The organism is Streptomyces sp. NPDC057963 (assembly GCF_042887155.1).
Lineage (GTDB): Bacteria > Actinomycetota > Actinomycetes > Streptomycetales > Streptomycetaceae > Streptomyces.
The window spans coordinates 1-21,613 of sequence record NZ_JBHVPX010000036.1; the positions used below are offsets into that span (position 1 = coordinate 1).

Annotated in this window: 18 protein-coding genes, 2 pseudogenes and 1 riboswitch; of the genes and pseudogenes, 14 read left to right on the forward strand and 6 right to left on the reverse strand. The window is 70.9% G+C overall.

Going from position 1 to position 21,613, the window contains the following annotated elements:
• Positions 1-84 precede the first annotated feature (84 nt).
• From ACFVT1_RS38245 to ACFVT1_RS38260, 4 genes and pseudogenes are all read left to right on the forward strand, one after another.
• Positions 85-1,473 (forward strand): annotated as a pseudogene (locus ACFVT1_RS38245) (YifB family Mg chelatase-like AAA ATPase); the annotation flags it as partial.
• Positions 1,470-2,762: a DNA-processing protein DprA gene (gene dprA / locus ACFVT1_RS38250; protein WP_389804684.1), complete on the forward strand. Its 1,293-nt coding sequence runs from the start codon at positions 1,470-1,472 to the stop codon at positions 2,760-2,762. The pseudogene ACFVT1_RS38245 and the gene dprA, both read left to right, overlap by 4 nt.
• A 242-nt stretch (positions 2,763-3,004) precedes the next feature.
• Positions 3,005-3,841 carry an RNA polymerase sigma factor WhiG gene (gene whiG, locus ACFVT1_RS38255; RefSeq protein WP_362209127.1) on the forward strand — a complete coding sequence of 279 codons (837 nt, stop codon included), beginning with the start codon at positions 3,005-3,007 and terminating at the stop codon, positions 3,839-3,841.
• A 118-nt stretch (positions 3,842-3,959) separates the two neighbouring features.
• Entirely contained in the window at positions 3,960-4,526 is a 567-nt protein-coding gene (locus ACFVT1_RS38260) for a TetR/AcrR family transcriptional regulator (protein WP_389804770.1), read from the forward strand.
• 215 nt (positions 4,527-4,741) lie between these two features.
• Here the strand turns inward: ACFVT1_RS38260 and ACFVT1_RS38265 are convergent.
• Positions 4,742-5,215 (reverse strand): annotated as a pseudogene (locus ACFVT1_RS38265) (M23 family metallopeptidase); the annotation flags it as partial.
• Positions 5,216-5,492: 277 nt separating this feature from the next.
• On the opposite strand from ACFVT1_RS38265, the gene rpsB reads away from it, so the two are divergent.
• The 10 genes from rpsB to ACFVT1_RS38315 all read left to right on the forward strand — a co-directional run bounded on the left by rpsB (position 5,493) and on the right by ACFVT1_RS38315 (position 16,171).
• A complete protein-coding gene (gene rpsB, locus ACFVT1_RS38270) occupies positions 5,493-6,446 on the forward strand; it encodes a 30S ribosomal protein S2 (RefSeq protein ID WP_389804687.1) in 954 nt (317 codons plus the stop codon).
• Positions 6,447-6,548: 102 nt separating this feature from the next.
• Positions 6,549-7,403, forward strand: coding sequence for a translation elongation factor Ts (tsf, locus tag ACFVT1_RS38275; protein ID WP_362209121.1), 855 nt, complete (start codon positions 6,549-6,551; stop codon positions 7,401-7,403).
• A 159-nt stretch (positions 7,404-7,562) separates the two neighbouring features.
• Positions 7,563-8,339, forward strand: coding sequence for a UMP kinase (pyrH, locus tag ACFVT1_RS38280; RefSeq protein WP_389804690.1), 777 nt, complete (start codon positions 7,563-7,565; stop codon positions 8,337-8,339).
• Positions 8,340-8,519: 180 nt separating this feature from the next.
• Positions 8,520-9,077 carry a ribosome recycling factor gene (frr, locus tag ACFVT1_RS38285; protein WP_362209115.1) on the forward strand — a complete coding sequence of 186 codons (558 nt, stop codon included), beginning with the start codon at positions 8,520-8,522 and terminating at the stop codon, positions 9,075-9,077.
• A complete protein-coding gene (locus tag ACFVT1_RS38290; RefSeq protein WP_389804693.1) occupies positions 9,077-10,162 on the forward strand; it encodes a phosphatidate cytidylyltransferase in 1,086 nt (361 codons plus the stop codon). Before frr ends, ACFVT1_RS38290 begins: the two co-directional genes overlap by 1 nt.
• A gap of 104 nt (positions 10,163-10,266) precedes the next feature.
• Entirely contained in the window at positions 10,267-11,373 is a 1,107-nt protein-coding gene (rlmN, locus tag ACFVT1_RS38295; protein WP_389804696.1) for a 23S rRNA (adenine(2503)-C(2))-methyltransferase RlmN, read from the forward strand.
• A gap of 56 nt (positions 11,374-11,429) precedes the next feature.
• Positions 11,430-11,546, forward strand: a riboswitch (TPP riboswitch).
• A gap of 73 nt (positions 11,547-11,619) precedes the next feature.
• Positions 11,620-12,729, forward strand: a complete 1,110-nt coding sequence (locus ACFVT1_RS38300) for a thiamine ABC transporter substrate binding subunit (RefSeq protein WP_389804699.1) — start codon at positions 11,620-11,622, stop codon at positions 12,727-12,729.
• A gap of 146 nt (positions 12,730-12,875) precedes the next feature.
• Positions 12,876-14,489, forward strand: a complete 1,614-nt coding sequence (locus ACFVT1_RS38305) for an ABC transporter permease (protein WP_389804773.1) — start codon at positions 12,876-12,878, stop codon at positions 14,487-14,489.
• A gap of 2 nt (positions 14,490-14,491) precedes the next feature.
• Entirely contained in the window at positions 14,492-15,517 is a 1,026-nt protein-coding gene (locus ACFVT1_RS38310; protein WP_389804702.1) for an ABC transporter ATP-binding protein, read from the forward strand.
• 201 nt (positions 15,518-15,718) lie between these two features.
• On the forward strand, positions 15,719-16,171 hold the full coding sequence (locus ACFVT1_RS38315) for an SRPBCC domain-containing protein (RefSeq protein ID WP_389804705.1): 453 nt from the start codon (positions 15,719-15,721) through the stop codon (positions 16,169-16,171).
• Between the two features lie 64 nt (positions 16,172-16,235).
• Here the strand turns inward: ACFVT1_RS38315 and ACFVT1_RS38320 are convergent, their stop codons facing one another.
• The 5 genes from ACFVT1_RS38320 to ACFVT1_RS38340 form a co-directional block, all read right to left on the reverse strand.
• Entirely contained in the window at positions 16,236-17,399 is a 1,164-nt protein-coding gene (locus ACFVT1_RS38320; protein WP_389804707.1) for an LOG family protein, read from the reverse strand.
• A gap of 48 nt (positions 17,400-17,447) precedes the next feature.
• On the reverse strand, positions 17,448-18,647 hold the full coding sequence (locus ACFVT1_RS38325; protein WP_389804710.1) for a hypothetical protein: 1,200 nt from the start codon (positions 18,645-18,647) through the stop codon (positions 17,448-17,450).
• A complete protein-coding gene (locus ACFVT1_RS38330) occupies positions 18,629-19,366 on the reverse strand; it encodes an ATP-binding cassette domain-containing protein (RefSeq protein WP_362209096.1) in 738 nt (245 codons plus the stop codon). The genes ACFVT1_RS38325 and ACFVT1_RS38330 overlap by 19 nt, the downstream gene beginning before the upstream one ends.
• A 275-nt stretch (positions 19,367-19,641) precedes the next feature.
• Positions 19,642-21,021, reverse strand: a complete 1,380-nt coding sequence (locus ACFVT1_RS38335; protein ID WP_362209093.1) for an aspartate aminotransferase family protein — start codon at positions 21,019-21,021, stop codon at positions 19,642-19,644.
• A complete protein-coding gene (locus ACFVT1_RS38340; RefSeq protein WP_383971956.1) occupies positions 21,006-21,497 on the reverse strand; it encodes an Lrp/AsnC family transcriptional regulator in 492 nt (163 codons plus the stop codon). The genes ACFVT1_RS38335 and ACFVT1_RS38340 overlap by 16 nt, the downstream gene beginning before the upstream one ends.
• Between the last annotated feature and the right edge of the window lie 116 nt (positions 21,498-21,613).

Consider the following 21,613-nt stretch of genomic DNA (forward strand, 5'->3'; position numbering starts at 1 on the left):
CCGACGAGAAGCCTGGTGGTCACCCTCAAGGCTGAACCCTCGTCCGCACGGCAAAGAAGGCGGCCGTAAGGGTGCCTTTTTCGTGGCACCGACCTGGCGGTCGCCTGCGCGGTGCTGGGAGCGGCCGAGCGGATCGATCCGGCGTCCATCGCCGATGTGGTGATGATCGGTGAGCTCGGGCTGGACGGCCGGGTGCGGCCGGTGCGCGGGGTGCTGCCCGCCGTGCTCGCCGCGGCGGACGCCGGATACCGCCAGGTCGTCGTGCCCGAGCAGACCGCGGGGGAGGCGGCGCTGGTGCCCGGGGTCTCGGTTCTCGGGGTGCGGAGCCTGCGGCAGCTGATCGCGGTGCTCTGCGACGAGCCCGTGCCGGAGGAGCAGCGGCCCGATGACGACGGGCGCCCCGACACCCTGCTGGCCGGGCTGATGGTGCCCGGCGCGGGCATCGGCACCGGGCTCGCCCGGGGACCCGGGCAGGGGGACGGCAACCCGCCGGACCTCGCGGACGTGGCGGGACAGCGGCGGCCCCGCAAGGCGCTGGAGGTGGCCGCGGCGGGCGGTCACCATCTGCTGCTCTCCGGACCGCCCGGAGCCGGCAAGACCATGCTGGCCGAGCGGTTGCCGGCGATCCTGCCGACGCTCACCAGGAAGGAGTCCCTGGAGGTCACCGCGGTGCACTCCGTGGCCGGCATTCTGCCGCCGGGGGAACCGCTGGTGACCCGCGCGCCGTACTGCGCACCGCACCACTCGGCGACGATGCAGTCGCTGGTCGGCGGGGGCAACGGGCTGCCGCGGCCCGGTGCGGTATCCCTCGCGCACAGGGGAATTCTCTTTTTGGACGAGGCGCCGGAATTCTCCATGCGGGTGCTGGACGCCCTGCGCCAGCCGCTGGAGTCGGGGCATGTGGTGGTGGCACGCAGCGCCGGGGTGGTGCGGCTGCCCGCCAGATTCCTGATGGTGCTGGCCGCCAACCCCTGTCCGTGCGGTCGGCACACGCTCAGCGGCGCCGGTTGCGAGTGCCCGCCGTCGACGGTCAGGCGCTATCAGGCAAGACTCTCCGGGCCGCTGCTCGACCGGGTGGATCTGCGGGTGGCCGTCGAACCCGTCGGGCGCGCGGACCTGATGGGGGAGGGCGGCAGGGGCGAGTCGACGGCCACCGTCGCGGCCCGTGTCCAGGCAGCACGGGCACGGGCGGCGAAGCGGTTGGCCGGCACGGCGTGGACGACCAACAGCGAGGTGCCCGGCCATGAGCTGCGGACCCGGCTGGTCGCGGCACCGGGAGCGCTCCTGGCGGCCGAACGGGACATGGAGCGCGGCATGCTCACCGCTCGCGGCCTGGACCGGGTGCTCAGGGTGGCATGGACGGTCGCGGATCTGCGGGGCGCCGGTCGTCCGGAGGCGTCCGACATCGCGGTGGCGCTGGAACTGCGGACCGGGATTCCACGGGGCGCCCTGACGAAGGCCGGAGTGTCATGACACCGCGGGCGGACCACGGCCCGGGGGAGAGGCCGCGGCGCCCGCCGGGGCAAGACCCGGGGCACGGCGCGGGAACCGGGCCGGAAGCGGGGCCGGGGACGAGGCCGGAACCGGAGGCGGGGCCGGGAGTGGCGGTGAGCGATCGGGAACGCCTGGCGCGGGCCGCGCTGACCCGCGTCCTGGAACCGGGGGACGAGCGCGGGGGCCGATGGCTGCGCGAGCTCGGCGCCGTCGAGCTGATACGACGGATCACCACCGGGGACGGGGCCGCGGAGCAACTGAACGGCATGACTCCGAAACGCCTCGCCGGATACCGGTTGCGGGCCGCGGACCTGGAGCCCGAGCGGGACCTGGCGGCGGTCGCCGCGCTCGGCGGGCGGTTCGTCTGTCCGGGCGAGCGCGAGTGGCCCAGCCAGCTCGACGACCTGGGGGACGCCAGGCCGACCGGCCTGTGGGTGCGGGGGCCACGCGATCTGCGGCTCTGGGCGCTGCGTTCGGTCGCCCTCGTGGGCGCCCGTGCCTGCACACCGTACGGGGCCCACATGGCGGCGAGCCTCGGCGCCGGGCTCGCCGAGCTGGGGTGGGTGGTCGTGTCGGGAGCGGCGTTCGGGGTGGACGGGGCGGCTCATCGCGGGGCGCTCGCCGTCGGCGGGGCGACGATGGCGGTCCTGGCCTGCGGGGTGGACGTCGCCTACCCCCGGGGACACGCCGAGCTGATCGGGCGGATGGCGGAACAGGGCCTCGTCATCGGCGAATTACCACCGTCCGATCATCCGACCCGCAGCAGATTCATTCTCCGGAACCGCGTCATCGCCGCGTTGACGCGCGGGACCGTCGTGGTCGAGGCCGAATACCGCAGCGGTTCGCTGGTCACGGCACGCAGCGCGCAGCGGCTCGGTCGCTTCACCATGGGCGTGCCGGGCCCCGCCACCAGCGGGTTGTCGGCAGGAGTCCACGAACTCCTGCGCGGGGAGGGCGTCCTGGTGACGGACGCCGCGGAGATCGCCGAACTCGTGGGGGACATCGGCGAACTGGCTCCGGCCAGGCGCGGCCCCGTACACCCCAGGGATCTGCTGGACGCGGTCTCCGCCAGGATCCTCGACGCGCTGCCCTCCCGCGGCGCCGCCGGCGGGCGAGACGTGGCCCGCGCGGCGGGAACCAGCGTCGACGAAGCGCTCGGCAGGCTGTACGAACTGCACTCACTGGGGTTCGTCGAACGCGATGGCGATGGATGGCAGTTGACGCCGCGGCGTATATGCAATGGCGACGCGCGGCGAGGCGGTACTTGACCTGGAGCATTCGGGTGAAAAGGTGATGCCGATGACCTCGGCGGATCCTTCAGCGACGCCTCCGGGGCCGGCGCACACCGCGACGGCCCCGGACTTCAGTCATGTTCGACCGGCCGGAATCGCGCAGTGCCGATCCGCAGGCCTGCGCGGACCGCAACGCCTCGGTCACGCTACGCTCACAAGGATCCCGACTCAGGCACAAGTCCCCCCGCACTCCACAGCAGAACGGCTCAAGGCACCACATGCCCCAGCACACCTCCGGGTCTGACCGCGCGGCAGTACCACCGGCTGCGCGTGGCACTGTGCGTCCCCCCGCCCCCTCCTCGCTCGACGAGTTGTGGCGTTCATACAAGTCCACGGGCGACGAGCGGCTGCGGGAGCAGCTGATCCTGCACTACTCGCCGCTGGTGAAGTACGTCGCGGGCCGGGTGAGTGTGGGCCTGCCTTCCAATGTCGAGCAGGCGGACTTCGTCTCCTCGGGCGTCTTCGGACTGATCGACGCGATCGAGAAGTTCGACATCGAGCGCGCGATCAAATTCGAGACGTACGCGATCACCCGCATCCGGGGCGCGATGATCGACGAACTCCGGGCGCTGGACTGGATCCCGCGCTCGGTGCGCCAGAAGGCGCGGGCCGTGGAACGCGCCTATGCCACGCTGGAGGCGCAGCTGCGACGCACCCCTTCCGAGCCGGAGGTCGCTGCGGAAATGGGCATCGCGCTGGAGGAACTGCACGCGGTTTTCAGCCAGTTGTCGCTGGCGAACGTGGTCGCGCTGGAGGAGCTGCTGCATGTCGGCGGCGAGGGCGGTGACCGGCTGAGCCTGATGGACACGCTCGAGGACACCGCCGCCGACGATCCGGTGGAGGTCGCCGAGGGCCGTGAGCTCAGACGGCTGCTCGCCCGGGCGATCAATACTCTTCCGGAGCGCGAGAAGACAGTTGTCACGCTCTACTACTACGAGGGCCTCACCCTCGCCGAGATCGGCAACGTGCTCGGAGTCACCGAGAGCCGTGTCAGTCAGATCCACACCAAATCGGTGCTGCAACTGCGGGCGAAACTGGCCGACGCCGGACGCTGAGACCGCCGGGCGGCCGCTGCGGACCCTGGCCGCTTCGGCCACCGATCGGGGCCGTACGCGCCCTCTCGAACACCGGTCGCCGTAGAGTGGACGGGTGCCCAGGATTCGAGCGGCCTCGGTGGCCGAGCACCGGACCATGCAGCGCGGCGCCCTCCTGGACGCCGCCCGCTCCCTGCTGTCCGAGGGCGGTACGGAAGCGTTGACCTTCCCTGCCCTCGCCGAACGCACAGGCCTCGCCAGGTCCTCCGTGTATGAGTACTTCCGCTCCCGTGCCGCCGTAGTCGAAGAGCTCTGCGCCGTCGACTTTCCCGTCTGGGCTGCCGAGGTCGAGAGCGCGATGGAGCAGGCCACCACGCCGGAGGCGAAGATCGAGGCCTATGTGCGACGGCAGCTCGATCTCGTCGGGGACCGCCGCCACCGGGCGGTCGTCGCGATCTCGGCGAGCGAACTGGACGCGGGCGCCCGCGAGAAGATCAGGGCCGCGCACGGCGGGCTGATCGCCATGATCGTCGAGGCGCTCGGCGACCTCGGCCATGAACAGCCGAGGCTGGCGGCGATGCTGCTGCAGGGCTCGGTGGATGCCGCGGTGCGGCGTATCGAACTCGGTGTGGCGGAGGAGCCGGGCGTGATCGCGGACACCGCCGTTGCCATGGTCCTGCGAGGCGTGCGGGGCGTACAGGACTGACGTCGGCGCCGCACCGCGGCGACGGCGAGCAGAACGCCGGGGGCGGCGGGTCCGTCCCCGGCCCCCTCGGCCGAGGACCGCGGCTCCGGCACGCCGAACACCGGCAGCAGCCGGGACGGTCCGCGCCGCAGCAGCCCCGGCGGCAGCAGCGACAGCGGATCCAGATACGCGTCACCGCGCCGCAGCCCCCAGTGCAGACAGCCCGACGCGCAGTGGAAGGGCCCCGCCTCCACGATCGCCACGACCTGCCCCGCCGCCACCTCCTGGTCCTTCTCGACCAGCGCGCGCACCGGCTCGTACGTGGTCCGCAGGGGCGGATCGCCGGTCCCCGACACCTCGATGGCCACCACCCCGCGCCCCGCCACGGACCCGGCGAACGAGACCCGGCCCGAGGCCGCGGCGAGCACCGCCGTACCCGGCTGCGCGGCGAGGTCCACTCCGCGGTGACCGCGCCCGTACGGGCCGGCCGGCGGCTCCCAGCCCCGTACGACCGCGGGCCGCCCGGCAAGCGGCCACACGGCTGCGGGCGCGGACCCCGCCGTTGCTGCCGCCGCGGCCTGCGTGCCGCACAGCGCCGCGAGGAGGGTCGCCACCGCCGTGAGGAGGGCCGTCATTGCCACGCGCGCGGCCTCGCGGAACCGGAGTCCGTGCAGGAAGAGGGAGACGGTCGGGCCAGGTGTGCATCGCATGGCAGAACGGTCCCGCGCCACGCGGATCCGCGGGGATCATGAACCGGATCTGTGGACTACCGACCGGTTGTGGACAACGCCGTCACCCGGTGCCCGGACCGTCCCGTACACTTCCTATGGCGATCCGGGTCACCGGGTCGACTTCGCACGCCCCGCCACCTCGCTCTCTGCGGACGGTGGCCGCGCTCCTCGGTCCCTTGTGGCACGGCGCGTCGGGGCGTCAGGCGCGACAGCAATCCTGCTGTCGCGGCAACCGAGTACCTCAAGGAGTACGGCCATGGCCGTCGTCACGATGCGGGAGCTGCTGGAAAGCGGCGTCCACTTCGGTCACCAGACCCGTCGCTGGAACCCGAAGATGAAGCGCTTCATCTTCACCGAGCGCAACGGCATCTACATCATCGACCTGCTCCAGTCGCTGTCGTACATCGACCGCGCCTACGAGTTCGTCAAGGAGACCGTCGCCCACGGCGGCTCCATCATGTTCGTGGGTACCAAGAAGCAGGCCCAGGAGGCCATCGCCGAGCAGGCGACGCGCGTCGGCATGCCGTACGTCAACCAGCGTTGGCTCGGTGGCATGCTCACCAACTTCTCCACCGTCTACAAGCGCCTTCAGCGTCTGAAGGAGCTCGAGCTCATCGACTTCGAGGACGTGGCCGCCTCCGGCCTCACCAAGAAGGAGCTCCTGGTCCTCTCCCGCGAGAAGGCCAAGCTGGAGAAGACCCTCGGTGGTATCCGCGAGATGCAGAAGGTGCCGAGCGCCGTCTGGATCGTCGACACCAAGAAGGAGCACATCGCCGTCGGTGAGGCGCGCAAGCTCCACATCCCGGTCGTCGCGATCCTCGACACCAACTGCGACCCCGACGAGGTCGACTACAAGATTCCGGGCAACGACGACGCGATCCGCTCCGTCACCCTGCTCACCCGCGTGATCGCCGACGCTGTCGCCGAGGGCCTCATCGCCCGTTCCGGTGCCGCCACCGGTGACTCGAAGCCGGGCGAGAAGGCCGCCGGCGAGCCGCTCGCCGAGTGGGAGCGCGACCTGCTCGAGGGCGACAAGAAGGCCGACGCCGAGGTGCAGACCTCCGCCGAGACCGAGAAGGTCGCGGACGCCGCCGAGACGCCGGCCGAGGCCGCTGCCGAGGCCCCTGCTGCCGAGGCCCCTGCCGCCGAGGCCCCCGCCGCCGACGCCCCCGCCGCCGACGCCCCGGCCGCGGACGCCGAGCAGGCCTGACACCTCTGTCACGGCTGAATGACGGCGGGGGCCGGTGCCACAAGCACCGCCCCCGCCGTTCACCCGTAGATCTTTCAGACTTCGAGAGAGAAACACAGACTCATGGCGAACTACACCGCCGCTGACGTCAAGAAGCTCCGCGAGCTGACCGGCGCCGGCATGATGGACTGCAAGAAGGCGCTCGACGAGGCCGACGGCAACGTCGACAAGGCCGTCGAGGCGCTCCGTATCAAGGGTCAGAAGGGCGTCGCCAAGCGCGAGGGCCGTTCTGCCGAGAACGGCGCCGTCGTCTCCCTCATCTCCGAGGACAAGACCTCCGGCGTTCTGCTTGAGCTGAAGTGCGAGACGGACTTCGTCGCCAAGGGCGAGAAGTTCCAGGCCGTCGCCAACACGCTCGCCGCCCACGTCGCCGCGACCTCCCCGGCCGACCTGGCCGCGCTGCTCGCCTCCGAGATCGAGGCCGGCAAGACCGTCCAGGCGTACGTCGACGAGGCCAACGCCAACCTCGGCGAGAAGATCGTCCTGGACCGCTTCGCGCAGTTCACCGGCGGTTACGTGGCTGCGTACATGCACCGCACGATGCCCGACCTCCCGCCGCAGGTCGGCGTCCTGGTCGACCTCGACAAGGGGACCGCCTCGGACGAGGCGGCCGCGACGGCCGCCAAGGACGTCGCGCAGCACATCGCCGCCTTCGCCCCGAAGTACCTCAACCGCGACGAGGTCCCGGCCGAGACGGTCGAGAACGAGCGTCGTGTCGCCGAGGCCACCTCTCGCGAGGAGGGCAAGCCCGAGGCCGCCCTTCCGAAGATCGTCGAGGGTCGCGTCAACGGCTTCTTCAAGGAAGTCGTCGTCCTGGAGCAGGCGTTCGCCAAGGACAACAAGAAGTCCGTCCAGAAGGTCCTGGACGAGGCCGGTGTCACCCTGAAGCGCTTCTCGCGCATCAAGGTCGGCATCTGAGTCCGTCCGCGAACAACGGTGGGCCCCGATAGGGTCCAGTGCAGTCGTCGGCCGCACACATGCCGTACGACCGCAGATCTGACGAGGAGGCCATTGCCGCTGAGGGACACCAGACCCACAGGCAATGGCCTTCTTCGTATGTGCACGAGGAGAATCTCCATGAACAAGGGCGCGGACGCCGCAAAAGGTGACCACAAGCGCGACGACGGCAAGGTGCCCGGACGCTTCATGCTGAAGCTGTCCGGAGAGGCGTTCGCGGGCGGCGGGGGTCTCGGTGTCGACCCCGACGTCGTACACGCCATCGCCCGGGAAATCGCGGCAGTCGTCCGCGACGGCGCGGAAATCGCGATCGTCATCGGCGGCGGCAACTTCTTCCGCGGTGCCGAGCTCCAGCAGCGCGGCATGGACCGGGCCCGGTCCGACTACATGGGCATGCTCGGCACGGTCATGAACTGCCTGGCGCTCCAGGACTTCCTGGAGAAGGAGGGCATCGACTCCCGCGTCCAGACCGCCATCACCATGGGGCAGGTCGCGGAGCCGTACATCCCGCTGCGCGCCGTGCGCCACCTGGAGAAGGGCCGCGTCGTCATCTTCGGCGCCGGCATGGGGATGCCGTACTTCTCCACCGACACCACCGCTGCTCAGCGCGCCCTGGAGATCGACGCCCAGGGTCTGCTCATGGGCAAGAACGGGGTGGACGGGGTCTACGACTCCGACCCGAAGACCAACCCCGGTGCGGTGAAGTTCGACGCCCTTGAGTACAGCGAGGTGCTCGCCCGCGATCTCAAGGTCGCCGACGCCACCGCCATCACGCTCTGCCGTGACAACCAGCTGCCGATCCTCGTCTTCGAGCTGACCGCCACGGGCAATATCGCCCGCGCGGTCAAGGGTGAGAAGATCGGCACGCTCGTGAGTGACCAGGGCACCCGGGCCTGAGAACCGGGGGGCCTTCCCGGGAAGCCGCGGGAGGGCCCGGGGCCTGCGGGGAACACCCCGGGACAGGTCCCGAAGGATGGACAACGGCCTGCCGGTCGGACACCGTGCAGGTGAGGACGCGACCCAGGACCCGTCGGGCCCGAGCACGCAGGGCCCACTCAAGACACGCAGGAGCACGTGGTGATCGAAGAAACCCTCCTTGAGGCCGAGGAGAAGATGGAGAAGGCCGTCGTCGTCGCGAAGGAGGACTTCGCCGCGATCCGTACCGGCCGTGCCCACCCGGCGATGTTCAACAAGATCGTCGCCGACTACTACGGCGCGCTGACCCCGATCAACCAGCTCGCCTCGTTCTCGGTGCCCGAGCCGCGCATGGCCGTTGTGACGCCGTTCGACAAGACCGCGCTGCGCAACATCGAGCAGGCCATCCGCGATTCGGACCTCGGCGTCAACCCGAGCAACGACGGCAATATCATCCGGGTGACCTTCCCGGACCTCACCGAAGAGCGTCGTCGCGACTACATCAAGGTCGCGAAGACGAAGGCGGAGGACTCGAAGATCTCCATCCGGGCCGTGCGCCGCAAGGCCAAGGAGACGCTCGACAAGCTGGTCAAGGACAAGGAGACCGGCGAGGACGAGGTGCGTCGTGCCGAGAAGGAGCTCGACGACACCACCGCGAAGTACGTCGCCCAGGTCGACGAGCTGCTCAAGCACAAGGAAGCCGAGCTGCTCGAAGTCTGATGAACGACTCTTCCTGGGGCGCCCCGCAGGGAGCCGGCCACTGGGGTCCGCCCGAGATGCGGGCCGCTCCGGCGGGTCCTGCATACGATGTGCACGGCGCCCAGCAGACTCGGCCCATGCCCATCGTGCCGGACGCTCCCGACGCAGGTAGAGACGCTGACGACCGTGACGCCAGGGACCAGGGGGCCGCACGCCTGAGTGGCGGCCCCCTGTTCCGCGACGAGAAGCCGCAGGAGCCCATGTCCACCGCACCACCGCCCCCGCAGAAGAAACGTGCGGGCCGTGATCTGCGAGCCGCCATAGGGGTCGGTGTGGGGCTCGGCGCCGTCATCGTCGCCTCGCTGTTCATCGTGAAGGCCGTCTTCGTCGGTGTGGTCGCCGTCGCCGTCGTCGTGGGCCTGTGGGAGCTCACCTCCCGGCTGGAGGAGCGCAAGGGCATCAAGGCGCCGCTCGTCCCGCTGGCTGTCGGCGGTGCGGCCATGGTCGTGGCCGGATACTGGCGGGGCGCCGAGGGTGCCTGGGTGGCGATGGCGCTGACGGCACTCGCGGTGCTCGTCTGGCGGATGACCCAGCCTCCGGAGGGATACCTCAAGGACGTTACGGCCAGCGTGTTCGCCGCGTTCTACGTACCGTTCCTGGCCACCTTCGTCGCCATGCTCCTGACCGCGGACGACGGACCGCAGCGGGTGCTCACCTTCCTGCTGCTGACGGTGGTCAGCGACACGGGTGCGTACGCCGTGGGCTGGCGTTTCGGGAAGCACAAGCTTGCGCCGCGCATCAGCCCCGGGAAGACCCGCGAGGGCCTGTTCGGGGCCATCGCCTTCGCGATGGTCGCCGGTGCGCTGTGCATGCAGTTCCTGATCGACGGCGGTTCCTGGTGGCAGGGGCTGCTGCTGGGGCTCGCGGTCGCGGCCAGCGCCACCCTCGGCGACCTGGGCGAGTCGATGATCAAGCGGGATCTCGGCATCAAGGACATGGGCACGCTCCTGCCGGGGCACGGCGGCATCATGGACCGGCTGGACTCGCTGCTGCCGACCGCTCCGGTGGTCTGGCTGCTGCTGGTGCTGTTCGTGGGATCCGGCTGACCCTGAGGGCGATTCACCGCCCTGACCTGGGCATTTGCGAGTGAGGGTCCGTTGTCCACAGGGCGGCGGGCCCTCGCTGCTTTGTCTGCGACACTGGATGAACCATGCCTAAGCCCGGAGAACTCACTTTCGTCGCGCCCCGCGGAGCCAAGAAGCCGCCGCGGCACCTCGCCGACCTCACGCCCGCCGAGCGCAAGGAAGCCGTCGTCGCGATCGGCGAGAAGCCGTTCCGCGCCCAGCAGCTCTCGCAGCACTACTTCGCTCGGTATGCGCACGACCCGGCCGAGTGGACCAACATCCCGGCCGCTTCGCGGGACGGGCTCGCCGAGGCGATGTTCCCCGACCTGATGTCGGTGGTCCGTCACATCAGCTGCGACGACGACACCACCCGCAAGACGCTGTGGAAGCTGCACGACGGGACGCTCGTCGAATCCGTCCTGATGCGCTACCCGGAGCGGGTGACGATGTGCATCTCGTCGCAGGCGGGGTGCGGGATGAACTGCCCGTTCTGCGCCACGGGGCAGGCCGGTCTCGACCGCAATCTGTCGACCGCCGAGATCGTCCACCAGATCGTGGACGGCATGCGGGCGCTGCGCGACGGAGAGGTCCCGGGAGGCCCGGCGCGCCTCTCCAACATCGTCTTCATGGGCATGGGCGAGCCGCTCGCCAACTACAAGCGGGTGGTCGGCGCGATCCGCCGGCTCACCGATCCGGAGCCGGACGGGCTGGGGCTTTCGCAGCGGGGGATCACCGTCTCCACCGTCGGCTTGGTGCCCGCGATGCTCCGCTTCGCCGACGAGGGGTTCAAGTGCCGTCTCGCCGTCTCGCTGCACGCACCGGACGACGAGCTGCGCGACACACTCGTCCCCGTGAACACGCGGTGGAAGGTGCGCGAGGTGCTGGACGCCGCGTGGGAGTACGCGGAGAAGTCCGGCCGCCGGATCTCCATCGAGTACGCGCTGATCCGGGACATCAACGACCAGGCATGGCGTGGTGACCGGCTCGGCCGGCTCCTCAAGGGCAAGCGGGTGCATGTCAACCTGATCCCGCTGAACCCGACCCCCGGGTCCAAGTGGACGGCCTCGCGGCCCGAGGACGAGAAGGCCTTCGTCGAGGCGATCGCGGCACACGGGGTGCCGGTGACCGTGCGGGACACCCGAGGCCAGGAGATCGACGGTGCCTGCGGTCAGTTGGCGGCAGCCGAGCGCTGAGGCCGGAACGGCCCGTGTAACCTGGGCCTGAAATCAACTTCATATAAATCAACTTCATATTCCGACAGGGGAGCGCCACAGCGCTGAGAGTGCGGCACCGAGAACAGGTCGGCCGCAGACCCTCTGAACCTCGCCCGGGTCATTCCGGGTAGGAAGTTCGGTCATCAACTCATGCTGTTGCGCCCTGCCCGCTTTTCGCGGGCGGGGCCGCGTCTCTTCCTGGCCAAAACCCAGGAGGAATCCACAATGAGCACCACGCGCAGAACCACGCAGCTCGCGGCGACGGCCGTCGCCGCCGCGCTCGGCGTCACGGCACTGGCCGGATGCGGGAGTTCCGATACGTCGGACTCCGGTTCCGGCGGCACGAAGAGCTCCGGCTCGAAGACCGTGACGCTCGTCAGCCATGACTCCTTCAACGTCTCCAAGGACGTGCTGAAGGAGTTCACCGAGCAGACCGGCTACACCGTCAAGGTGCTGAAGAGCGGCGACGCGGGTGTCGCGCTCAACCAGGAGATCCTGACCAAGGGATCACCGCGCGGTGACGTGTTCTTCGGTGTCGACAACACCCTGCTTTCCCGCGCCCTCGACAGTGGCCTCTTCACGCCGTACGAGGCGAAGGGCATCGACCGGGTGGCGGCCGGCACCCGACTCGACGCCGAGCACCGGGTCACCCCGATCGACACCGGCGACATCTGCGTCAACTACGACAAGGAGTACTTCGCGGCGAAGAAACTCGCGCCGCCGCGGACCTTCGACGACCTGGCGAAGCCCGCGTACAAGAACCTCCTCGTCACCGAGAACGCCGGGACCTCCTCGCCCGGCCTCGGCTTCCTTCTCGGCACCGTCGCCACCTACGGCGAGAAGGGCTACCAGGACTACTGGAAGCAGCTGAAGGACAACGGCGTCAAGGTCGTCGACGGCTGGGAGCAGGCGTACAACGAGGAGTTCTCCGGTTCCGCGGGCGGCAAGAAGGCCAAGGCCGACCGGCCGCTCGTCGTGTCGTACGCCTCCAGCCCACCCGTCGAGGTGCTCTACGCGAAGCCGCAGCCGGCCGAGGCACCGACCGGGGTCGCCACCGGGACCTGCTTCCGCCAGATCGAGTTCGCGGGCCTGCTGAACGGTGCGAAGAACGAGGCGGGGGGCAAGGCCCTGCTGGACTTCCTGATCAGCAAGAGGTTCCAGGAGGACATGCCGCTCAACATGTTCGTGAACCCGGTCGACGAGAGCGCGAAACTGCCGGAACTCTTCACGAAGTTCGGCGCGACGGTCGGCACACCGGCGACCGTCGCCCCCGACAAGATCTCCAAGAACCGTGAGCAGTGGGTCCAGTCGTGGTCCTCGCTCGTAGTGAAGTAACGCGGACCCCCGTACGCGGAACGGACGCGGGCGGGAAGGGCGCGCCCGAGGAGGGGCCGCGGGGGGAGGAGCCGCGCGCCCGCTTCGGGCACGCGGACTTCGCGCGCGCGAAGGCGCGGCGCGGGAGTGCGGTGCGGCTCGGCCTGATGGCCGTGCCCGTCGCGTTCTTCGCGCTGTTCTTCGCCTACCCCGTCACCGCGATCGTCGGCCGCGGGCTGAAGGCGGACGGCGTCTGGCAGTTCGGCCGGGTCGTCGAGGTGCTGACCCGGCCGGACATCCGCGACGTCCTCTGGTTCACGACCTGGCAGGCGCTCGCCTCGACCTCGCTGACCCTGCTGATCGCGCTGCCCGGCGCCTATGTCTTCGCCCGCTTCGACTTCCCCGGCAAGCAGCTGCTGCGGGCGGTCGTCACCGTGCCGTTCGTCCTGCCGACCGTCGTCGTCGGGACGGCCTTCCTGGCGCTGCTGGGACGCGGCGGGTTCCTCGACGAACTCTGGGGCGTACGCCTCGACACCACCGTCTGGGCGATTCTGCTCGCCCATGTCTTCTTCAACTACGCAGTGGTCGTACGGACCGTGGGCGGGCTGTGGTCACAACTCGACCCGCGGCAGGAGGAGGCCGCGCGGGTGCTGGGCGCCGGGCGGTTCGCCGCCTGGCGGCGGGTCACCCTGCCGGCCCTCGCACCCGCCGTGGCCGCCGCCGCGTTGATGGTCTTCCTCTTCACCTTCACCTCCTTCGGGGTCGTACAGATCCTCGGCGGTCCGGGGTACTCCACGCTGGAGGTGGAGATCTACCGGCAGACGGCCCAGTTGCTCGCCCTGCCGACGGCGGCCGTGCTGACGCTGGTGCAGTTCGCCGCGGTCGGCGCGATCCTCGCCGTGCACGCGTGGACCGTACGGCGCAGGGAGACCGCGCTGAGACTGGTCGACCCGGCGCAGACCGCGCGCAGGCCGCGCGGCGCCGGAGCGTGGGCGCTGCTCTGCGGCGTACTGCTGACCGTGCTGGTGCTGATCCTGCTGCCGCTCGGGGTGCTGGTGGAGCGCTCGCTGGACACACCCGGCGGCCATGGCTTCGACTACTACCGCGCCCTGCGGTCCGTGGACGCGGGCGGCGGTACGTTCCTGGTCGCGCCGCTCGAAGCGGTGTGGAACTCACTGCAGTACGCACTCGTCGCGACGGTCGTCGCGCTGGTCGTCGGCGGGCTCGCCGCCGCGGCGCTGACCCGGCGCGGGGGCCGGATCGTGCGTGGTTTCGACGCCCTGCTGATGCTGCCGCTCGGGGTGTCCGCGGTCACCGTCGGCTTCGGTTTCCTGATCACCCTGGACAAGCCGCCGCTGGATCTGCGGACGTCATGGATCCTGGTGCCGCTCGCCCAGGCGCTGGTCGGTGTGCCCTTCGTCGTACGGACCATGCTGCCGGTCCTGCGCGCGGTGGACGGGCGGCTGAGGGAGGCGGCCGCGGTGCTCGGCGCATCACCGCTACGGGCCTGGCGGGAGGTCGATCTGCCGCTGGTGCGACGGGCAGTGCTGGTCGCGGCCGGCTTCGCGTTCGCCGTGTCGCTCGGTGAGTTCGGCGCGACGGTGTTCATCGCGCGGCCCGACCGCCCGACGCTGCCGGTCGCCGTGGCCCGGCTGCTGGGGCGGGCCGGGGAGCTCAACTACGGCCAGGCGATGGCCCTCAGCACGCTTCTGATGGCGGTCTGCGCCGTCTCGCTGCTGCTGCTCGAACGTATGCGCACAGACCGGTCCGGGGAGTTCTAGAGATGCTGACACTGGAATCGGCCACGGTCCGCTTCGGCGAGCGAGCCGCGCTCGACCGGGTGGACCTGGAGGTCGCCGAGCACGAGATCGTGTGCGTGCTGGGGCCGAGCGGCAGCGGCAAGTCGACCCTGCTGCGGGTGGTCGCCGGGCTGCACCCGCCGGACGGCGGCCGGGTGCTGCTGGACGGCGCGGACCAGGCGGGAGTGCCGGTGCACCGGCGCGGTCTCGGCCTGATGTTCCAGGACCACCAGCTGTTCCCGCACCGGGACGTCGGCGCCAATGTCGCCTTCGGGCTGCGGATGCGGGGGATGCCGCGTCGCGAGCAGGCGAGCAGGGTCGGTGAACTCCTCGACCTGGTGGGCCTGCCCGGCGCCGAACGGCGGGCCGTCGCCGCACTGTCCGGCGGTGAGCAGCAGCGTGTCGCCCTCGCGCGGGCGCTCGCCCCGCGCCCCAAGCTGCTGATGCTGGACGAGCCGCTCGGCCAGCTCGACCGCGGCCTGCGTGAACGGCTCGTCGTCGAACTGCGCACGCTCTTCGGACGGTTGGGTACGACGGTGCTCGCCGTCACCCACGACCAGGGCGAGGCGTTCGCCCTCGCCGACCGGGTGGTGGTGATGCGCGACGGACGGATCGCCCAGGTGGGAACCCCGCTGGAGGTCTGGCAACGGCCCGCGTCCGCCTTCGTCGCCCGGTTCCTCGGCTTCGACAACGTGGTGGAGGCGACGGTGACCGGCACGGCCGCCGACACGGTGTGGGGCGAGGTGCCGGTGCCCGAGGGTTCGCCGCAGGGGGCGTGCGATCTGCTGGTGCGCCCGGCCGGGGTACGGATCGGCGCCCCGGACGACGGGCTGCGCTGCACGGTGGGGACGCGTACGTTCCGGGGCAACCATGTCGCCGTGCAGCTGATGCCCGAGGACGGTCCGGTGCTGGAGGCGGAGTCCCCGTTGCGGGACGCCCCCGAGGAGGGCGCGACGGTCGGGGTCGGTTTCGACGCGGCGGAGACCGTCGTCCTGCCCGCCGTCCGCTGACCGGACTCGGGCCCGAGGGCCCGCCCGCGGTCACTGGACCGGCCGAGCCGTGTCCGACGCCCGCGCCCGCCGTTTCCGGCCGCCCGGGACTGCCGGGGCGGTCCGGACCGGGCCGTTCGCGCCAGGTCGGCACGGTGGTGTCCGTGCAAGCTGGGGAGGACATGCGGAAGATCCGGAGCGACTCCGGGAAGGACGGGAACTATGACCGGTTCAGCACGCGAGGGCATCGACATCACCCGGGTCCTCGACGCCCCGCGGGAGCGCGTCTTCGAGGCGTGGACGACCCCCGAGCACTTCGCCGCCTGGTACGGCGGGGACGCCGAGGTTCCGCTCGACCGGGTGTCGATGGACGTCAGGCCGGGCGGCGCTTGGAGCCTGGTCATCGTGGTGCCGGGGACCGAGATGCCGTTCCACGGGGTCTACCGCGAGGTGGTCGCGCCCGAGCGGCTGGTCTTCACGCTGAAGGACGCCACCGCGCCTGTCGGCATCGAGGGCGAGACCGTCACCGTCACCTTCGCCGACCGCGGCGGGAGGACCACCGAAATGGTCTTCAGACAGCGCGGTGGCAACCTCACGGCCGAGCAGTACGCGGCGGCCGAGGACGGCTGGGAGGCCTTCTTCGACGCGCTGGTGGCCCGCCTCGCGTCCCGCTGAACCCGCCGGGGCCCGTCGCCGGACGGGTAGCCGGGGCCGGTCACGGGCCGCCGACCGGCCCCGGCTACCCGTCCGCCGACAGCCGGGCGAGCGCCTCGGGCGCCTCGTCCACCGTGTCGACGAGTGCGATGCGGGACTCCATCGTCCGGCCGCCGGCCAGTGCGCGCAGCAGGGGCCACGCGGGCAGCCCCCGCGTCCAGTGGGCGCGGCCGACCAGCACCATCGGGGTCGGGCCGCCGCGCGAGCCGTAGTAGTTCGGCGTCGCGTTGTCGAAGATCTCCTGTACGGTGCCGGCCGCGCCGGGCAGGAAGATCACGCCCGCCGTGGAGCGGGCGAGCAGCCCGTCCTCGCGCAGGGCGTTGGCGAAGTACTTGGCGATGTGGTCGGCGAACGGGTTCGGCGGCTCGTGCCCGTAGAACCAGGTGGGGATCGACACCGAGCCGCCGCCGCCGGGCCAGCTCTCCCGCACGGCGAAGGCGGCCAGCGCCCACTCGGTGACCGACGGGATGAACGAGGGGGTCGCGGCCAGCATCCTGCAGGCCTTGTCCAGCATCGGGTCGGGGTGCGGCGCCGCGTACGCCCCGAGGTTCGCGGCCTCCATGGCGCCCGGCCCGCCGCCGGTCGCCACGGTCAGGCCGCCCCGGGCCAGCGCCCGGCCCAGCCGGGCCGCCGCCGCGTACTGCGCGCTGCCGCGCGCCGTGGCGTGGCCGCCCATCACCCCGACGACGCGGGCACCGAGGAGGTGTTCGTCCAGGGCGTCGGAGACCGCGTCGTCATGGAGCGCGCGCAGCATCGACGCGAAGGCGTCGCCACTCGCCCGGGTCTCCTGGAACCAGCGGTACGCGCGGGCGTCGGGCGTCGCCGCGTAGCCGCCGTCCGTCAGCCCTTCGTAGAGCGCGTCGGGGGAGTAGAGCAGGCCCCGGTACGGATCGAAGGGCAGTCCGGGCACCGGCGGGAAGACGATCGCGCCGTCCGCCCGTACCTTCGCCGCCGCTCCGGGTGCCATCCGGCAGCCGAGGAAGACCGCGCCGCTCGTGTCGGCGGCCAGCAGTGCGTCGCTCCGGTCCGTCAGGTCGACGGACTGGATCCGGCGTCCGGCCAGCGTTCCGGCGGAAACAGCGGCATCGAATGCGGCGAGCGACTCGATCTCAGGGCGGGACGGGCCCGCCGGGCCGGATGGACCCGGTGAGCCGGATACGGGACTGCTGTCGTCCGGAATGTCCACCATGTCATGCTACGTAGCGGCCGAGGTGCGCGGGCGCTGCCGCTGACGGCCTCAGGCCGTCAGCGGCAGCGCCGCCAGCTGGGCGACCAGCCAGGTCAGCGGGGCGAAGACGACCAGCAGGGTGGCGGCGCGCAGCGCCGTCGCCGCCCGCAGCGCCGAGGCCGGGGCGCCGAGCCTCTGCAGCACCTGCGCCGTCCGGGCGCGGTCCTGCCGCGCTTCCAGCGCCGAGGTCAGCAGCGTCGCCGCCGTACAGCCGAGGACGAGCACCGCGCCCAGTTCCGTGAGCGGGCCGAAGGGGCGCGGCCCCGTCCCGTACAGCGCGTAGGCGGCGGTCACCGCGGAGAGCACCGCGCAGACCACACCGAGCGGCCCGCCGAGCCGGCGCGCCTCGTCCATCAGCACCCGGCCGGCCAGCAGGCGTACGGCGCCCGGGCGCACCGACTGCAGCAGCCGCCCGCACAGATGTGCCAGGCCGGGGCCGGCCATGACCAGGCCGATCGCCGACAGAGTCCACCCCGCCAGCACTCCGGCCGGGGTGGCGTCGAGCCTGCCGGGGAGCGGCAGCAGGCTGTGCCCGTCGCCGCGGCTCATGTACGCCTCGACGGCGAGGCCGACCGCGATCAGCGCCACCCCCCACGGCAGGCCGGCCGGGGGCGCCACGGGCACGGGCACCAGGTCGTCCGGCAGGGCGTCCGCGGAGGCGTCGTCCTCGACCGTCGCGGAGACCGGGGCCGTCGAGACCGGCCGGGCGCGCAGCGCCAGCACGCTCGCCGTCGCCGCGGACACCGGGACCAGGGTCAGCAGCACGAGCACCGCCGCGAGCGGCAGCGGGGCGTCCGCGTCGAGCAGCCCGGCCGCGGCCCCGTCGAACGGCAGCCCGGACAGATCACCGCGCAGATGAAGGAAGAGCAGCAGTGCCACCACCGAGCCGAGGGTGCAGGAGACGGCGGTGGAGACCGCGGCGAGCACGGTGAGCTTCACCGGCCCGAGGCCCACGGCGGACAGCCCGGAACGCGGCCGGGTGCTCGGGTCCGTACGGGCCACCGCGACCGCGAACTGCACGGTGGCGGCGAGCGGGACGAAGCACCACAGAAGCCGCCCCACGGCGCCGGTGGAGTGCGCCGGGTGCCCCGAGGCGTAGCCCAGGGCGCACAGCAGCAGGAGGCCGACCCCGGCGGACGCGGCCGCGACCAGCAGCCGCCGCATCAGGACCAGCGGATGGGAACCCCGGGCTAGACGGAGAGCGAGCACGCCGCGCGGCCCTCCGCATCGGATACGGCGGGCAGCGCGACGGTGGCGACGCGGCGGCCGTCCAGCAGCGGGACCGTACGGTCGGCGAGGGCGGCGACCTCCGCGTCATGGGTGGCCAGGACGACCGTGATGCCGTGCGAACGGGCCGCACTGGTGAGCGTGCGCAGCACATGCGTCCGGTCGGTGCGGTGCAGGGTCGCGGTCGGCTCGTCGGCGAAGATCACCGCGGGTGAGGCCACCAGCGCGCGGGCCACGGCGATCCGCTGGCGCTGTCCCTGGAGCAGCGTGTGCGGTCGTTTCTTGGCGCACGGGCCGATGTCGAGCCGCTCCAGCCATTCCAGGCCGGCCTTCTTGGCCACCCGGTGCGAGGCACCGCGCAGCAGCAGCGGGAGGGCCACGTTCTCCCAGGTGTTCAGCTCCGGCACGAGCTGGGGCTCGGGGGCGATCCAGCCGAACCTGTCGCGGCGCAGCCGTTCGCGCATCCGGGGGCCCATGGTGTGGACGGGGACGCTGTTGAACCACACTTCGCCCTGCTGGGGCACCAGTTGACCGGACAGGCAGTGCAGCAGGGTGGTCTTGCCGCTGCCTCTGGGGCCGGTCACGGCAAGGATCTCGCCGTCGTGGACGCCCATGGAGACACCGCCGAGCGCGGGTGAGCCGTTGTGGGAGTGCTGCAGGGAACGCGCCCAGATCACGTCGTTGTCCGGCGGGGCCACCATGGCGTACACCTCGGTTCAGATCGTCATTCCCGTCCCCCGTACGGGGGAACGAAGAGGGGGCCGGTCGGTCACTCGGCACCGTAAGGATTCGAACCGCGGTGTGGGCACAGCACACGGCCCGGGTGCGCCCCTTCCCACTCGAATGGGCGCATCCGGGCCGTGTGGACCGTATGGAACGACGGCTGGAAGCCGGTCGTGCGGTGGTCAAGCGAGGGTCAAGCCGCAGTGTCCGGCCGGCCGGCCGGTCCGTGGTCGGCCGACCGGCCGGACCACTGTCAGAGCTTGGTCCACGCCTCGGTGAGGACGCTCCGCAGAATGCCCTCGATCTCGTCGAACGTCGACTGGTCGGAGACCAGCGGCGGCGCGAGCTGGACGACCGGGTCGCCGCGGTCGTCGGCCCGGCAGTACAGGCCGTTGTCGTACAGCGCCTTGGAGAGGAACCCGTACAGGACGCGCTCGGTCTCCTCGTCGGTGAAGGTCTCCTTGGTGGCCTTGTCCTTCACCAGCTCGATGCCGTAGAAGAAGCCGTTGCCGCGGACGTCGCCGACGATCGGCAGGTCGAGCAGCTTCTGCAGCGTCGTGAAGAACGCGTTCTCGTTGTCCAGGACGTGCTGGTTGAGGCCCTCGCGCTCGAAGATGTCGAGGTTGGCGAGGCCGACCGCCGCGGAGACCGGGTGGCCGCCGAAGGTGTAGCCGTGCAGGAAGGTGTTGTCGCCCTCGTAGAACGGCGCGGCGACGCGGTCCGAGACGATGCAGGCACCGATCGGGGAGTAGCCCGAGGTCATGCCCTTGGCGCAGGTGATCATGTCCGGCACGTAGCCGAACTTGTCGCAGGCGAACATCGTGCCGAGACGGCCGAAGGCGCAGATGACCTCGTCGGAGACGAGCAGCACGTCGTACTTGTCGCAGATCTCGCGCACGCGCTGGAAGTATCCGGGCGGCGGCGGGAAGCAGCCACCGGCGTTCTGCACCGGCTCCAGGAAGACCGCGGCGACGGTGTCCGGGCCCTCGAAGAGGATCTCCTGCTCGATCTGGTCGGCGGCCCAGCGGCCGAAGGCCTCCGGGTCGTCGCCGTGGATCGGGGCGCGGTAGATGTTGGTGTTCGGCACCTTGTGCGCACCGGGGACCAGCGGCTCGAAGGGGGCCTTCAGAGCCGGCAGGCCGGTGATCGACAGGGCGCCCTGCGGGGTGCCGTGGTAGGCGACCGCACGCGAGATGACCTTGTACTTGGTCGGCTTGCCCTGGAGCTTGAAGTACTGCTTGGCCAGCTTCCAGGCGGTCTCGACGGCCTCGCCGCCACCGGTGGTGAAGAAGACCTTGTTGAGGTCGCCCGGCGCGTAGTCGGCGAGACGCTCGGCCAGCTCGACGGCCTTCGGGTGGGCGTAGGACCACACCGGGAAGAAGGCCAGCTCCTGGCCCTGCTTGTACGCCGCCTCGGCGAGCTCGTGACGGCCGTGACCGGCGTTGACCACGAACAGGCCGGACAGGCCGTCGAGGTAGCGCTTGCCCTGGTCGTCGTAGATGTAGGTGCCCTCGCCACGCACGATGGTGGGAACGGGCGCGTTCTCGTAGTCCGACATGCGGGTGAAATGCATCCACAGGTGGTCGTACGCGGTTCGGCTGAGGTCCTTGCTCACGGCTATCGGGTTCCCCACATATAGGTCTGCTTCTTGAGCTTCAGGTACACGAAGCTCTCGGTGGAGCGCACGCCGGGGATGGCCCGGATGCGTTTGTTGATCGTTTCCAGCAGGTGGTCGTCGTCCTCGCAGACGATCTCCACCATCAGGTCGAAGGAGCCCGCGGTCATCACCACGTACTCGCACTCGGCCATGGCCGACAGCGCCTCGGCGACGGGATCGAGGTCGCCGTCGACATTGATGCCCACCATCGCCTGCCGCCGGAATCCCACGGTGAGCGGGTCCGTGACGGCGACGATCTGCATCACGCCCTGGTCGAGCAGCTTCTGGACACGCTGCCGTACGGCCGCCTCGGAGAGGCCGACGGCCTTGCCGATCGCGGCGTACGGACGACGCCCGTCCTCCTGGAGCTGCTCGATGATTGCGAGGGACACGGCATCGACCGTTGGGGACGATCCGTTCCCGGTCCTGGAGTCTGCGCTGCGACTGGCCACGCATCCACTGTGCACCGGGACTCGTCTGTCTGGCAACCCCAAATCGATGAAATTCGTTGTCTGGGGGTCTAGATATCACTGAATCCGAAGTTCACGGCGGGTAGGCATGTCGAAAG